Genomic DNA, 14758 nt, shown 5'->3' with positions numbered 1-14758 from the left:
TTTGTTTGCGCGGCAAAGTTGCTTCTATTGCCCCACCAGCCCTTCGATCAATTTATCAAGAAAGTTTCCGCCGCGCTTTTTCTTTGCCTTCGGCTCTTTTGCCTTGGGCTGTGGCACAAACGCAGGCAACGGCACGGGTTCCAGCCCTTGGTGTACACGCACCATTGCTTCATGCCAGATTTCCGCCGGAAGGCCGCCACCTGTGACGCCCGTAAGCGGGGTGTTGTCATCATACCCCATCCAGACGCCCGCGACGTAATCCGCGGTGAACCCGATAAACCATGCATCACGTGCGGCTTGTGTGGTGCCGGTTTTCCCTGCCACTTGCCACCCTTCTATTGCCGCACGCTGGCCAGTCCCTTCGCTGACCACCTTTTCCATCATATAGATAAGTTCACGCGCGGCACCTTCGGTGATCACCCGTTCACCAATACCGCCACCGGTTCCCATCAACGGAGCATCGTCGCCCAAGAGGCGCAACTCGATCAATCCATAGGGTGTCACAGACGACCCCCCATTCAGAATACCCGCATAAGCCCCGGTCATTTCCAATAGCGAGCTTTCCGAAGCACCCAGAGCCAAGGCCGGACCAGCCGCGAGGTCACTTTCGATCCCGAACCCACTGGCGACCGTACGCACATTTTCGCGCCCAACGGACTCGGAGATTTTCACGGCAGGGATATTCAGAGAGTTCTTAAGGGCAAATGTCAGAGGCACTTCGCCATAGTACTTGTTTGTATAGTTCCGCGGGCACCATTCCCCCGATCCCGGAATGTTCAAACAATAGGGTGCGTCGTCGACTAGATCATCATGCGCATACCCCAGGTCCAACGCCGTCCCATACACAAATGGCTTAAACGCCGATCCCGTTTGGCGCTTGGCCTGTGTCGCTCGGTTGAACGCACCCGACACCTTGGTCTTTCGGCCACCAACCATCGCGCGCACCGCGCCGTCAGCAGACATCACCACAATCGCCGCCTGCGCTTTTGATCCTTCGCGGACTTTGTTCTCAAATACCCACTTGAGGCCTTCTTCCACGGCTTCTTGAATGCGCGGATCCAACGTTGTCTTGAGGATCACATCCTCGGTCGTATTGCGTGTAAAGAATTCAGGGCCGGACGCCATAACCCAGTCGGCAAAGTATCCACCCGCCTTAGCTTTGGCCGCTGCGGACAGAACTGCGGGGTTGCTTTGCCAGTATTGGGTTTCGTCGTCAGTCAAATACCCTTGTTCATTCATCAACCTTAGGATCGTCGCTGCACGATCTTGGGATCGTTTAAGATTAGACGTTGGCGCCAGAGATGACGGCGCAGTCAACAATCCGGCGAGCATCGCGCTCTCGGCTGCATTCACCACAGATGCCGGTTTCCCAAAATATCGCTGAGATGCAGCCTCGGCGCCATAGGCCCCGCCCCCCATATAGGCACGGTTCATATAGACGGATAAAATTTCATCCTTTGAAAATTTGATCTCCATCGCGATCGCGTACATGGCCTCTTTGGCTTTGCGCCACAACGAGCCCTGGCGGCAATCTCGCACATAGTCCGCCTCGTTTTTCCAAACAGCAGGATCGTACTCTACACCAAGACAGAGCAGTTTTGCCGTTTGCTGCGTGATTGTAGACCCACCGTGCCCAGACAAAGGACCGCGCCCTTCGGACAGGTTAATGCGCACCGCACCCAAAACGCCGCGCGGGCTCACGCCAAAATGGCGATAGAAACGTTTGTCTTCGGTCGCAACGATCGCATTCTTAAGATCGGGAGACACGGTCGTCGCCGTCACAACGCCCCCAAACTGATCCCCACGCCATGCAAAAACCTGGTCGTTGCGATCCAATAGGGTCACCGAGCCGCGCGCACGACCATCAAGCAACGCGTTCACATCCGGCAATGTCGTATAGAGGTATCCCACTGCAATCGCGAGAATGATCCCAAAGACCATGCCGGTGCGCCACGTAAAGGCCCACACCAAACGCCAAACCCAATGCACAATGCCAAGGACAAAGGCCACTATTGGATGCCGCTTTTTGGTGGGTTTCTTTTTGACAACCTTGCGACGTGGCGCGGCCTTTTTCGGCTTGGCCTTGGATTTCATCGTCGCTTGCGCGGGGGGTTTACGCTTGGGTTTTGGCTTGGCAGCCGGTTTGGCACCATAGCGCTTCTCGGCCACCAATGGCGGCTTCTTACGACCTGAATTACTCATGTGCTGCTCTGCTCAGCCTTATTATTTGGACACAGTCTAACCGGAAATCTCAGCAATGTTGAGATCAAGTCACCTCTACAAACCTTTTTGTTGCGCCTAATTTTTCATCCAACGCCAACAATTGTGCAAAAATTGTGCGTTTTCAGCCGAAATGACGGCGCAAAATCGGGCAACTGACTTCGATTCTCGCTGCCAAGCGCGTTTTTCTGCAGGTGCAAACAAGCAGGGATGTCCCTGCAATTCGAAAAGGGGATCACGGTGAAACTGATTATTGCAACCATCAAACCGTTCAAACTCGAAGAGGTCCGCGAAGCGCTGACCGAGATCGGCGTGCGCGGCATGATGGTCACCGAAGTAAAAGGCTTTGGCTCGCAGTCGGGGCACACGGAAATCTATCGCGGCGCGGAATACGCGGTCAATTTTGTACCCAAGGTCAAACTTGAAATCGTCGTCTCCGCCGCCATGGCCGAGCAGGTCGTAGAGACAATCATGAAAACCGCTCAGACCGGGAAAATCGGCGACGGCAAAATCTTTGTGCTGGACGTCCAGCAAACCATCCGCGTTCGCACCGGCGAAACAGATGCCGACGCGATCTAAGCGTCATTCGGGAAGGATATTAACAATGAACACCCTGACTAAACTTGCCCTTCCAGTCGCGCTTATTGCGCTGCCTGGTCTGGCCACCGCCGAAGGCGAAAGCCAGTTCGCGACCCTCGCGGATACGACATTTATTTTTAACACTCTACTGTTTTTGATTGGCGGGTTTCTCGTGTTTTGGATGGCCGCAGGCTTTGCCATGCTCGAGGCAGGCCTTGTCCGCTCTAAAAACGTATCGATGCAACTTATCAAAAACGTGGCGCTATTTTCGATCGCAGCGATCATGTATTGGATCATCGGATATAACGTAATGTATCCGGGCGACGGCAACTGGCTGATCGAAGGTGTCTTTGGAACGATCACACCAAAAGACATCAAATCCGAGATCGACTCCGGCGGCTACTCCAACGCGTCTGATTTCTTCTTTCAGCTGATGTTTGTCGCGACGACCGCGTCAATCGTATCCGGCACTTTGGCCGAGCGCATCAAGCTGTGGCCGTTCCTGATCTTTACTGTCGTCCTGACTGGTTTGATCTATCCGATCGAAGCAAGCTGGCAGTGGGGTGGCGGCTGGTTGTCTGCCGCTGGTTTCTCAGATTTTGCTGGCTCTACGCTCGTCCACGCAGCTGGTGGTTTTGCGGCACTCGCAGGCGCCTTGATCCTTGGGCCACGTATTGGCAAATACAAAGACGGCCGCACGATCCCTATGCCAGGTTCGAACCTTGCTCTTGCGACGTTGGGAACATTTATTCTGTGGCTTGGCTGGTTCGGCTTTAACGGCGCTTCTCAGCTTGCGATGGGCACAATCAGCGACGTCGATGCCGTGGCTCAGATCTTTGCGAACACAAACATGGCTGCCGCCGCTGGTGCGATTGTGGCACTGGTTCTCACGCAGATTTTGTACAAAAAGCCCGACCTGACTATGGTTCTGAACGGGGCACTTGCAGGCTTGGTGTCAATTACCGCAGGCCCGCTTGATCCAACGCTGTTTGGTGCACTTTGGATTGGGGCCGTGGGTGGTGTAATCGTTGTCTTTGCGGTTCCATTGCTCGACAAGCTCAAGATTGATGATGTCGTGGGCGCCATCCCTGTGCACCTGCTGGCAGGTATCTGGGGTACAATGGTCGTTCCCGTGTACACAGCTGATGCATCCTTCGCCACTCAGGCGCTTGGTGTGATCGCAATCGGAGCTTTCGTTTTTGTCATCTCGCTGATCGTCTGGGCTGTTCTAAAGGCAACCGTTGGCATCCGCGTTGACGAAGAAGCCGAAATCAATGGCCTAGATATGGCTGAGCTCGGCATGGAAGCGTATCCCGAATTCACCAACGGCTAATTTTCAGATCAAAACAAACCATGATGGCTCGGACATATGTGTTCGGGCCATTTTTGTTGTTCAGACCCAAAGTGATTCACCAAATTCAAGGGTTTGATCTGCGGAAAGGTGCGCAAAACGCATCTAACCACTGAAATATAAATTACTTTTCCAATCCCCCTCTACCACAATGTTCCCAATTGACTTACCTGACTATTTTTGTCATCAATTACACACACCAGCCATTCGTCCAGCGATAGCCAACACACACAAATCAGGACACGTCGAAACGCGCAGTTTCTTATTCGTGAGCCACCCTATGATGAGGATCGCCCGATGAACGCTATTACCCCGATGAGCCACCTATTGAACCCGATGCCCCTTCACGACGCACGCACGCTGACGGGAGACAAAGGTCTTGCGCAAATCATCCTGGATGAACAGATTTACACGCTTCGAATTACACGCGCAGGAAAGCTCATCCTGACCAAATAGGTGGGCGCCCACCAAGCGGGCTTGCTAAAACGGCATGGCGATATTTTCGACATGCCTGCATGCCTGCATGCCTCTGGCACAATATTTGATGTGAACACAGCACAAGTTGCTCTTCCCCTGCCCAGTTTCCGTCTTGCCAATAGGCAGCTTTTGGCTGTGTGTAGGACAGTGGTTTCAGCACGGGCTTCTTGCATTGCGATACCCAAGTTATGTGCTAGGGTCTTTGAAAATCGGAGGCTTTCAGGTGAGCGGATTAGACATATTTGCGTGGATCGTACTCATCGTTCTAATCGCGACCGCGTTGGCGATATTTGTTTTCCTTGCAATGCTTCCTGGAAAAATTGCCCGCCAACGAAACCACCCCCAAGTTGAGGCCGTCAACGTTGCGGGATGGCTTGGGGCGATCGCGCTTGGGGTGTTTTGGCCGCTCGCACTTGTGTGGGCCTTCTACATTTACTCCGGCCAAAAACTTCCCGACCCGAGCGAGGAGGCCGCGGCATGATTGTCTTTCTGACCCTGATCTACGTGGCTGTCCTCTTTGTGCTGATCAAGGCAAAAATACTGCCTGATACCAAGGTGGTTTGGTCAACAACGGCATCTGGATGGTGCTGCTGTTGATTTTTCTGTTTATCCCCATGCAATGGGGCGCTCCCTCGGGGCCAGTTCGCGTCCTGACGCGGGTCGTGCAAATTGTGCCCAACGTCGCCGGACAAGTCATTTCCGTAGACATCACGCCCAATACACCACTGAAAAAAGGTGATGTCCTTTTCCGTATTGACCCGTTGCCGTTTCAGCAGGCCGTCGACTTGGCAGAAGCCAACGTCGTGCGCACGCGCGCTCTCGCCGAGAAAGACACCGAGGCGTTGAACACGGCCCAAGCCAATCTCAGTCAGGCAGTGGCACGCGAAACTCTGGCCCAGTCGCGCTATGATGATGACAAGAAATTGGTCGAGAGCGAGGTCTATGCCGAAAATCGTCTAGAGCGCCGCCAAAGCGATCTGGATCAAGCGGCGGCAGGTGTGCGCTCCGCACGCGCATCCGTCAGAGACGCCCAGACAGAGTTAGGTGCACTGATGCCTGATGGGCGTCCTGCCAAAGTTGCGGAAGCGGAAACCAAACTCGCACAGGCCCAATGGAATCTGGACCAAGCCACTGTGCGCGCACCATCTGACGGCTATGTCACGAACCTTGCCCTCACAGTAGGTCAACGCGTTGTGAGCCTACCGTTTGCACCAGCGATGGCGTTTGTGGACACTTCTGAAGTAAAACCGGTCGCACAAATTCAGCAAATTTACCTCCGGCATATTTCTCCTGGCCAATCCGTCGAAATTGCCATGAAAACACGCCCGGGTAAGCTTATCTTTGGAACGGTTGAGAGCATTGTTCCATCTGCCTCAACCGGCCAAGCCATCGTATCTGGCTCAATCGCGTCTGCCGTTCAAATCTCTCCCGAACCGTTTCTGGTCCGGATCAATATTACGAATCCCGAGGATGATGCGTTCATGGCACCTGGCACAGTGGGAAGCGTTGCGATTTACACTGAAAGTGTGGGGGCAACCCATGTAATCCGCAAAGTCATGATGCGCATGACGGCCATTCTCAACTACTTGAATCCGATGCTCTAATCACCGGCGGCACGCGTAGTTTGGCTGTTGAACGGATTCTGTGCATGCTCTCGTTAAGCACACTTAACGGATCATTTGGTCTGCGTATTTCTAACGAAATCCAACACGCAGACCGAAAACTCTGACGAAATCAGAAAAAGAACTTCACGCCCATGTATGGGCCGTGTTGTTCGGTATCATATGCGAACGCGCCAGTCGCCAAAGTGGTTGAATAATCCATGCTGTAATAGCGATATCCGAACGTCAGGGCTGTATTATCCCATGGTTGATAGTCGAACCCGATATTGGCACCAATCTGGAGGTCATTCCCGCTGGCACCAAATCCGCCAAGATCCAAAGACGCAACAGTCGTCCACTTGTCATTCAGTCGCCACATTCCACGTGCGCCAACAACCGGCTCCCACCAGCTTTCGTCGCCACCCGCCGTCGGAGCCGCCCCGATCTTCACTTCTTGGCGTACATTATTGTAACGCGCACCACCTTGGATATCGAACGTGAACCGCTGACCACTTGCCCCATATGTCCCATCAATAACGCGATAGGCCGCCATCAAGCCCAGCCATTTTTGGCGAACATCTACATCAAAGGCCGCGCCACCGGGTCCAGGCAACGTTCCATCAGAACCGATGCCCACGTAATTCGCGTCAAAAATCAGGCCAAAGTCACCATGCCACGCCTCATACCGTCCGGCAGCGGCAAATTCCAGAAGCTCGAGGACATCGCGCAGGTTCATGTCTACGGGAACTGTGTTGCCATTGATCGTTGACGATCCCGTCGTCGAAAGAGGCGTGAACATGTAAAGACCCAGCGTATGCCGCCAGCCCTCTTCGTCTTGGCCGGGCGCTGGCATTGATTGTGCAGAGGACACATCTGGAAGCATGAAGGCCCCAAGGGTCAACGCTGCCAAACCAAGTGTTCGCTTCTTACCCTGTTCCATTGCAATCTCCTTCACTTCAAGCGCGTCCGCGCATGTCAAACTTGTGCTACTGGCTACCAAGTGAACGGTAGCATAAGAGACCGAATCCTCACAGTCAGAAGTTGCGACATGGATTGGAACCTCTCTCGCGCTGTTGCAGCATTGGCGCGCACTACGAACAAATTGATCGCCGGCTCGCAGAAATCCTCCACCAAGATCGCGAGCCTTGGTCGTGACGGCCACATTCGGTAGGCTCAACACGGTTTATCATTCTGACAGATGATCCTTACCACCGCTTCAGGGCGATCTCTGGTTCGGTGATATCATCATGCTCGCATTCATAGAAAACCGTGCATGGACACATCCATCGCTTGAATTGTGCCACGTGTTCGCGGTAACATTTTTTCATTGCGATAAGGAAAATTCCGTGACCAGTGATGAAAAACGCTCTTTGACATTGCGCGACGTTTCCGAAGCGTCAGGCGTATCCGAAATGACCGTAAGCCGCGTCCTACGCAACCGTGGCGATGTGTCTAACGCAACACGCGAACGTGTGCTAAAAACAGCCAAAGAACTTGGCTATGTCCCCAATAAGATTGCTGGTGCTTTGGCAAGCCAGCGTGTGAATCTTGTGGCGGTGATCATCCCATCATTGTCCAACATGGTTTTCCCCGAAGTTCTTGCGGGTATCAGCCAGACTCTAGAAGAAACTGAACTACAGCCTGTGGTTGGCGTCACAGATTATCTTCCTGAAAAGGAAGAGAAAGTTCTTTATGAAATGCTGTCCTGGCGCCCGTCAGGCGTGATCATCGCCGGACTGGAACACACCGAAGCGGCCCGCGCAATGCTTGACGCAAGCGGTATTCCCGTTGTTGAAATCATGGATGTTGATGGAAAACCGGTCGACGCGATGGTGGGTATTTCACATCGCCGCGCTGGTCGAGAAATGGCCAAGGCCATTCTTAAGGCCGGATACAGAAATATCGCCTTTCTCGGCACCAAAATGCCTCTAGACCACCGCGCGCGCAAACGCTTTGAAGGCTTTACAGAAGCCTTGGCAAAAGGCGGTGTCGAGATTGCCGAAAAAGAGTTTTATTCCGGCGGGTCGGCCTTGGCAAAAGGCCGCGAGATGACTGCCGCCGTGCTTGACCGAAATCCAGACATCGACTTCCTGTATTTCTCGAACGACATGATTGGGGCCGGAGGTCTGTTGTATCTCTTGGAAAAAGGTATCGACGTGCCCGGTCAAATCGGTTTGGCAGGCTTTAACGGCGTCGAATTATTGCAAGGGCTACCGCGCCAACTTGCGACGATGGATGCGTGCCGCAAAGAAATCGGCCAGAAAGCTGCGGAAATCATCGCCGCACGAGTCAACGATGAAGACACCGACATGGTTACAGAGTTAACGCCCAAAATTTCTTATGGGGACACTTTGAAACGTCGATAGCCACCGTGCATCTTAGGATTGGTGCGCCTGCTGATACCAGCGCACCAACTGCCGCTGAAGCGCGGGCGGGAGCACCGCAGAGCTTCCTGCTGTCAGGATTTCGGTCAACAGCCGTTGATGATCCGGTTGTGTGACCAAATCCTTGAACTTGGCTTGATGCCAAGCCAGCGCTGCGGCGTGGGTCTCCGACACACCATCAATTGCCAAGAGCCGTTCTAACTGCACCTCAGTGGCTGGGCGCATGTTGGCAATCGACGTATCTTCAACAGTGTTGAAGTTCCGTTCGACCCAATATGACAAATCCACGGCTTTGTGGGACCGGTTTGGTAGGCCGCGCGCTTTCTTGACCAAAAACGCCGCAGCCGAACGAATGGCGTAATGGTTCATTTCGACCAAAGACCGCCCTTGGGACAACATATAAAGAGATAGACGGTTTGGGGTTTCGGCCAAGAACGGCGGTAACGGCACGCCTGCCCCATCCACAAAATTTGGCAGGCCGGCCTTGTCAGCGGCCTTTTGTTTTGGGCGATGGACGCCAAGTTGGTTAAACGGCCCAGCGCGACGAAACAGCATCTTAAACATGCTCGCCGAAATCGGGAACGATGTGTCAGGTGGGATTGCACGGGTAAACTGGGTTGTGACAGGTGCGTCCTGAATATCGAGGACATTATTGTGCCCAAACAAGCGCCACGGCACGGCAATACCATCCGTATTTTCTGGAAGCGCTGCCAACAAATCAGAAATACGATACCCTGGCACATGGATATTCAGATATTCATCGACGTCAGAGACCAAAATCCAATCCGCCTGCTTTCGCAATGGGTGTTTCCATCCACGGTTCAGTGCCTGCCATTGAATGGATCGATTGCCCTCGCGGGCTTGGGGCACATGGGTCAGAACTCCCGCGTCATGCAGATGCGACAGCATAAGATCTGTGCCGTCGTCACAATCATTGGAGTACACCAAAAAATCCGTAACGCCTGCTGCTTTATGATGTGCGATCCATTCCAGCAGGTACGGGCCCTCGTTCCGAACAGATGTCACAGAGAGAATTCTCAAAACTGATGTGCTCCACAATTGTCTTGCCCCCATGGCTAGCACGCGCACGAGTTTCTTGGCACGTTTGATCTTGGCTCTGGCCCCAACTGAGGCCGTAAAGTGACAGTTTCCCGCCCTCTGGACTATCTTCAAAGATCAAAATTGGGTTAGCTTGAAGGACACGCTGTGTGCTGCTCTATTCTGAGCCAAGCACAGCACAGTGATACGGCAAAGAGGATTGGTATGACCTATTTCAAGCGCAACGGAACACCAATGCCTCAGGCCATTGTGGATCAGGCCACCAAAATCGGGTCTGATCCCGTGAGTCGCCGCGAATTCCTTGCACTTGCCAGCGCTTTTGGGGCCACGGCGGCAACCGCATATGCAATGCTTGGTCTTGCCACACCTGTGCACGCTTCGGGTGCGCCAAAGACAGGGGGCACCGTTCGTATCCAGCAAGAAGTCCGCGCGCTCAAAGACCCACGCACATTCGATTGGTCTCAAATCGCCAATTTTTCGCGCGGCTGGCTGGAATACCTTGTGTCGTATGAAAACGACGGAACCTTTCAACCGTCATTGCTGGAAGACTGGGACATCAGCCCAGATGCAAAAACCTATACGCTTTATGTGCGCAAAGGCGTCACATGGAATAACGGTGACCCGTTCACCGCAGATGATGTCGCCCGCAACATTATCGGGTGGTGTGACAAAACTCTTCCAGGAAACTCAGTCGCGGGACGCCTATCCGCCCTCGTCGACCCCACAACACACCAAGCGATCAAAGGTGGCGTTGTGGTTCTTGACGCGCACACGGTACAGCTTAACTTAAGCCGACCGGATATCACGTTAATCCCAAGTATGTCGGACTATCCCACGGCAATCACGCACGCCTCGTACACACCAGACGACATGCTGACAAATGCCATCGGGACTGGTCCGTATCTGCCGGAATCTTTGGACGTGGGCAAAAAGGCGGTTCTGGTGCGCAATCCAAATCACACGTGGTGGAACGCAGGCAACGGGGCCTACGTCGATCGCATCGAGTTCATTGATTATGGCACCGACCCTGCGTCATGGGTGGCTGCTGCCGAAAACGATGAAATTGATATGCTCTATGACGTTGATGGCGAATTTGTTGACATGATTTCTGCGCTAGATGACTGGGTCGAGCACAAGATTACCACCGCAGCCACAATTGTTATTCGCCCCAATCAACGTGCCGAGGTCGATGGGAAAACACCCTATGCCGATAAGCGCGTGCGCAAAGCCATTCAGCTGGCTGTAGATAACTCGATTTTGCTAGAGCTGGGATATGGGGGGCGCGGTGCCGTTGCCGAAAACCATCACGTCAGCCCCATTCATCCAGAATATGCTGAATTGCCACCTCAGCCCCATGACCCTGCGCGGGCTCTTGGTCTTCTGAAAGAGGCCGGCATGGCCGATTTCGAATTCGAGTTACACTCGGTCGATGATGCATGGCGCAGCGATACAACAGATGCCGTCGCCGCACAGCTTCTGGATGCTGGCTTCAAGGTCAAACGCACCATCCTATCAAGTGCGAAGTTCCAAGATGATTGGGCGAGCTACCCTTTTTCTGGCACCGATTGGAATCACCGCCCGCTAGGTGTTCAAATCTGGGCATTGGCCTATCGCTCGGACGAGGCCTGGAACGAGTCAGGCTATGCCAACCCAAAATTTGACGCATTACTGGATCAAACGCTTGCCGCGGTGGACATCGAAGAACGTCGGTCCCTGATGGCTATTGGCCAACAGATGCTTCAGGATGATGCCGTCATTATCCAACCCTATTGGCGATCGTTGTATAACCACACCAAAACGGGCCTTATGGGGGGAGCGCATCATCTATCCTTTGAAATCCGCCCGGAGCGCCTCGCCTGGACATAAAGGCAATCCCAGCCAATCGCGTATCTGACGGACGGCTGGGATTTCTGACACACTATTCCTTTAGGCAAGTTGCAATATTGCTCGCAAGGTTTCTGATAAGGGTCTCATACAAATCTGGACCCACCTCAAGTGTTGCACCAAGCGGATCAAGGGTTGCTGAATTGACCGCTCCCTGTGCAACAACCGCATCTACGATCTTTGCATTGAACTGAGGCTCGGAGAAGACACAGGTGACATCCTTTTCTTCGAAAACCGCGCGAATTTCTTTGAGGCGTGCCGCGCTTGGTGCTGCGCCGTCTGATACCAGGATTGCCCCACGCGCCTGAAGTTCGAACCGTTCTTCAAAATAGTGATACGCATCATGGAACACGACGAATCCGCGCCCCCGCACCGGCGCGACAAGATGATTAATGTCATCAATCATCGTCGCAATTCTCTCGCGGCCACGTTCGGCGTTTTCACGGTACAACGCAGCATTCTCAGGATCGATTTCCGCCAGAGTTTCGGCAATTTCGAACAGCCAAACAGATGCGTTCGCAGGGTCCAGCCAGATGTGTGGATCAATACCGCCCTCGTGATCGTGGTCGTCGTGTGCGTCCTCTTCGTGATGCTCGGCGTCCTTTTCATGGTCGTCATGGTCGTCGTGATCATCCTCATGGTGCTCGAATGCCGCGCCTTCTCTGAATGGCAATTTTGTCACTCCGGAGAGGTCCATCAATTCGATAATCTTCGCATCAGAGGTCAGCGTTTCGATGGGCTTTTCCAAACTCGGCGTCAGAGCATGCCCAATCCAAAACACGACATCCGCATCCTGCAAAGCACGCGCTTCGCTTGGACGCATGGAATATCCGTGAGGTGACACACCGGGCTGAACAAGAAGGTTGGGGGTTCCAGCGCCTTGCATCACAGTGGCAACCAAGGCGTGTGTCGGGGCAATATCAACAGCGACGGATGGTGCCTCTGCAGTGGCAACCGTGGCCACGCCGATCAGGGCAGTCATAGCGACAAATAGGTGTTTCACGTGTAAATCCTCTGTGCGAAACGAAAGAAGGGCCTAGCCTTAAGTGATATGTTATATTATATCAATACGTAATCAAAGGAATTACCCAAATGCATGACCTCGGCTTTGAAAACCACAACCATACGGCATGTGTCTCAAGTACACTTGCCGTGGCCGAGAAGCACTGTCGCGACAACAAACTGCAATTTACCAAGGTGCGCCGCCGCGTGCTCGAAATCTTGCTGCAGGAACATCGCGCCATGGGGGCATACGATGTGCTGACCATTCTTTCCGAAGAAGGTCTGGGGTCGCAGCCACCTGTGATCTATCGCGCATTGGATTTTCTGGGAACTCAAGGTTTCATCCATAAGATTGAAAAATTGAACGCCTATGTTGCCTGCACGCATGCCGGATCAGCGCATTCCCCAACCTTTATGATTTGTCGCGCCTGTGGCGCGGTCGTAGAAGCACGCACCCCCATTGACGCGCTGACCCAAACAGCGCAAGAGCTTGGCTTTCAAATCGAAACGACCGTGGTCGAAGTCGAGGGCTTATGCCCAAACTGTCAAGAAAGCCGCGCAGCATGAGTCTCATTTCCATTTCCAACCTGAGTGTACGGCTGGGTGGGCACCAAGCCCTAAGCAATGTTGATTTTTCAATTGAAAAAGGCGAGATCGTCACGCTTGTAGGACCAAATGGGTCCGGAAAGACAACACTATTACGCAGCATTATCGGTGCGATCAAACCCTCCAAAGGCACGATCTTGCGCGATGTCGACACACGCATCGGATATGTACCTCAAAGCCTTACAATTGATGCGACGCTACCGCTCACCGTTCAGCGTTTTCTGAATCTGCCTGTGCGACATAGCCGTGCAAGCATCAATGAGGCGCTGGACCAAGCAGGAGCCGATGGCTTACAGGCACGCCAAATGTCTGCCCTCTCAGGCGGGCAATTCCAACGCGTTTTGCTGGCGCGTGCGCTTCTGGACAAGCCCAATCTTCTTATCCTCGACGAGCCGACGACCGGCCTCGACCAGCCCGGATCAGCGGCCTTGTATCGCCAAATCGAAGAGGTTCGACAACACTTGGGCAGTGCTGTGCTGATGGTCAGCCACGAGTTGCATGTCGTCATGAGCGCCTCGGATCGGGTGGTGTGTCTGAATGGCCATGTGTGCTGCCATGGCGCGCCTGAAATCGTGGCCTCGGCGCCCGAGTATCGCGCATTGTTTGGTTCTGGCACGCAAGGGGCGCTTGCCCTATATCGCCACGATCACGACCATCACCATCACAATCATGCCGATGGCTCGCATGAACACGGAGAGTGCGACCATGCTTGACGACTTTCTCATCCGCGCCACTCTCGCCGGGATCGGCGTGGCACTCGCCGCGGCTCCACTTGGGTGTTTTGTTGTTTGGCGACGCATGGCCTATTTTGGGGATGCAACTTCGCATGCTGCCATTCTGGGGGTCGCATTGTCGTTGGCCCTGTCGACCTCGGTGTTTGCCGGGGCTTTGGCGGTCGCGCTTGCGATGGCCCTAACTGTCTCGACCCTAAGCGACCGAGGTTTCGCTATGGACACTCTGTTAGGGGTCTTGGCGCATTCCGCTTTGGCATTCGGTCTGGTTGCCGTGTCATTTTTGAACGGTGTGCGTCTCGACTTGAACGCCTATCTGTTTGGCGACATCCTCGCAGTGAGCAGATCCGATCTCGCCGTGATCTGGGGGGGGGCTGTGCTGGTCGTGATCCTAACTTTGTGGCGATGGTCGGCGCTGTTGACGTCGACACTCAATCCAGACCTCGCCTATGCCAGCGGGATTGATCCCAAGCGAGAACAGTTGGTATTGACCGTCGGCTTGGCGGTCGTCGTGGCGGTCGCAATCAAGGTAATCGGCGCTTTGCTCATCGTTGCCTTGCTGATTATTCCCGCCGCAAGCGCACGATCATTGGCGCGCACTCCGGAAACAATGGCCGCTTTTGCCGCCGTTCTTGGGGCAATTTCAGCGCTGCTTGGATTGCGGGTGTCCTTTCAATACGACACCCCCGCGGGGCCAACCATCGTCTGTGTCGCCGCCATCATTTTCTTAGCGTCGACAATTGCTGGGCAACTCAAGAAGGCGTAGCCCTGTGCACCCCTAGCGCGTTCAGGATATCATTGAAGTGGTCCTGCTTTTTAGGACAGGTTTGCGGCTTGGCTAAGATGCATCTGGTTTATGTTCAT

The 14758-nt window shown here is 53.8% G+C and carries 14 protein-coding genes; 10 read left to right on the top strand and 4 right to left on the bottom strand.

What is annotated here, in order from left to right; all coding sequences use genetic code 11:
• Positions 1-24 precede the first annotated feature (24 nt).
• Positions 25-2202 (bottom strand): transglycosylase domain-containing protein, encoded by a 2178-nt coding sequence (locus FAP39_RS01975; protein ID WP_138014702.1) that lies wholly within the window; start codon positions 2200-2202, stop codon positions 25-27.
• A gap of 258 nt (positions 2203-2460) precedes the next feature.
• Here FAP39_RS01975 and FAP39_RS01970 point away from each other — a divergent pair, with 258 nt between their 5' ends.
• The 5 genes from FAP39_RS01970 to FAP39_RS01950 all read left to right on the top strand — a co-directional run bounded on the left by FAP39_RS01970 (position 2461) and on the right by FAP39_RS01950 (position 6231).
• The gene (locus tag FAP39_RS01970) at positions 2461-2799 is read left to right on the top strand and encodes a P-II family nitrogen regulator (RefSeq protein WP_138014701.1); all 339 of its coding nucleotides are present in this window, start codon (positions 2461-2463) and stop codon (positions 2797-2799) included.
• A gap of 25 nt (positions 2800-2824) precedes the next feature.
• Entirely contained in the window at positions 2825-4132 is a 1308-nt protein-coding gene (locus FAP39_RS01965; protein WP_138014700.1) for an ammonium transporter, read from the top strand.
• Positions 4133-4447: 315 nt separating this feature from the next.
• On the top strand, positions 4448-4606 hold the full coding sequence (gene hemP / locus FAP39_RS01960; protein ID WP_138014699.1) for a hemin uptake protein HemP: 159 nt from the start codon (positions 4448-4450) through the stop codon (positions 4604-4606).
• A 244-nt stretch (positions 4607-4850) separates the two neighbouring features.
• A complete protein-coding gene (locus tag FAP39_RS01955; protein ID WP_138014698.1) occupies positions 4851-5108 on the top strand; it encodes a DUF3302 domain-containing protein in 258 nt (85 codons plus the stop codon).
• A gap of 100 nt (positions 5109-5208) precedes the next feature.
• Entirely contained in the window at positions 5209-6231 is a 1023-nt protein-coding gene (locus FAP39_RS01950) for an HlyD family secretion protein (RefSeq protein ID WP_138014697.1), read from the top strand.
• A gap of 130 nt (positions 6232-6361) precedes the next feature.
• On the opposite strand, the gene FAP39_RS01945 is transcribed toward FAP39_RS01950, so the two are convergent.
• Positions 6362-7168, bottom strand: a complete 807-nt coding sequence (locus FAP39_RS01945) for an outer membrane protein (protein WP_138014696.1) — start codon at positions 7166-7168, stop codon at positions 6362-6364.
• 406 nt (positions 7169-7574) lie between these two features.
• Here FAP39_RS01945 and FAP39_RS01940 point away from each other — a divergent pair, with 406 nt between their 5' ends.
• Complete coding sequence (locus FAP39_RS01940) at positions 7575-8594, top strand: LacI family DNA-binding transcriptional regulator (RefSeq protein WP_138014695.1); 1020 nt, start codon at positions 7575-7577, stop codon at positions 8592-8594.
• 12 nt (positions 8595-8606) lie between these two features.
• On the opposite strand, the gene FAP39_RS01935 is transcribed toward FAP39_RS01940, so the two are convergent.
• Positions 8607-9653 (bottom strand): glycosyltransferase family 2 protein, encoded by a 1047-nt coding sequence (locus FAP39_RS01935; RefSeq protein ID WP_171006763.1) that lies wholly within the window; start codon positions 9651-9653, stop codon positions 8607-8609.
• 222 nt (positions 9654-9875) lie between these two features.
• On the opposite strand from FAP39_RS01935, the gene FAP39_RS01930 reads away from it, so the two are divergent.
• Positions 9876-11537, top strand: a complete 1662-nt coding sequence (locus tag FAP39_RS01930; RefSeq protein ID WP_138014693.1) for an ABC transporter substrate-binding protein — start codon at positions 9876-9878, stop codon at positions 11535-11537.
• Positions 11538-11589: 52 nt separating this feature from the next.
• Here the strand turns inward: FAP39_RS01930 and FAP39_RS01925 are convergent, their stop codons facing one another.
• Positions 11590-12558: a zinc ABC transporter substrate-binding protein gene (locus tag FAP39_RS01925; RefSeq protein WP_246058903.1), complete on the bottom strand. Its 969-nt coding sequence runs from the start codon at positions 12556-12558 to the stop codon at positions 11590-11592.
• A gap of 89 nt (positions 12559-12647) precedes the next feature.
• Between FAP39_RS01925 and FAP39_RS01920 the strand changes: the two genes are divergently transcribed.
• From FAP39_RS01920 to FAP39_RS01910, 3 genes are read left to right on the top strand one after another with little or no spacing between them, the layout of a single operon-like run.
• Positions 12648-13124 carry a transcriptional repressor gene (locus FAP39_RS01920; RefSeq protein ID WP_138014692.1) on the top strand — a complete coding sequence of 159 codons (477 nt, stop codon included), beginning with the start codon at positions 12648-12650 and terminating at the stop codon, positions 13122-13124.
• Entirely contained in the window at positions 13121-13876 is a 756-nt protein-coding gene (locus FAP39_RS01915; RefSeq protein WP_138014691.1) for a metal ABC transporter ATP-binding protein, read from the top strand. Before FAP39_RS01920 ends, FAP39_RS01915 begins: the two co-directional genes overlap by 4 nt.
• Positions 13869-14660, top strand: coding sequence for an iron chelate uptake ABC transporter family permease subunit (locus FAP39_RS01910; RefSeq protein ID WP_138014690.1), 792 nt, complete (start codon positions 13869-13871; stop codon positions 14658-14660). Before FAP39_RS01915 ends, FAP39_RS01910 begins: the two co-directional genes overlap by 8 nt.
• Positions 14661-14758 lie beyond the last annotated feature (98 nt).

This window comes from Shimia litoralis (genome assembly GCF_005518135.1).
Lineage (GTDB): Bacteria > Pseudomonadota > Alphaproteobacteria > Rhodobacterales > Rhodobacteraceae > Shimia_E > Shimia_E litoralis.
This window is presented reverse-complemented; position numbering and strand designations above follow the sequence as displayed.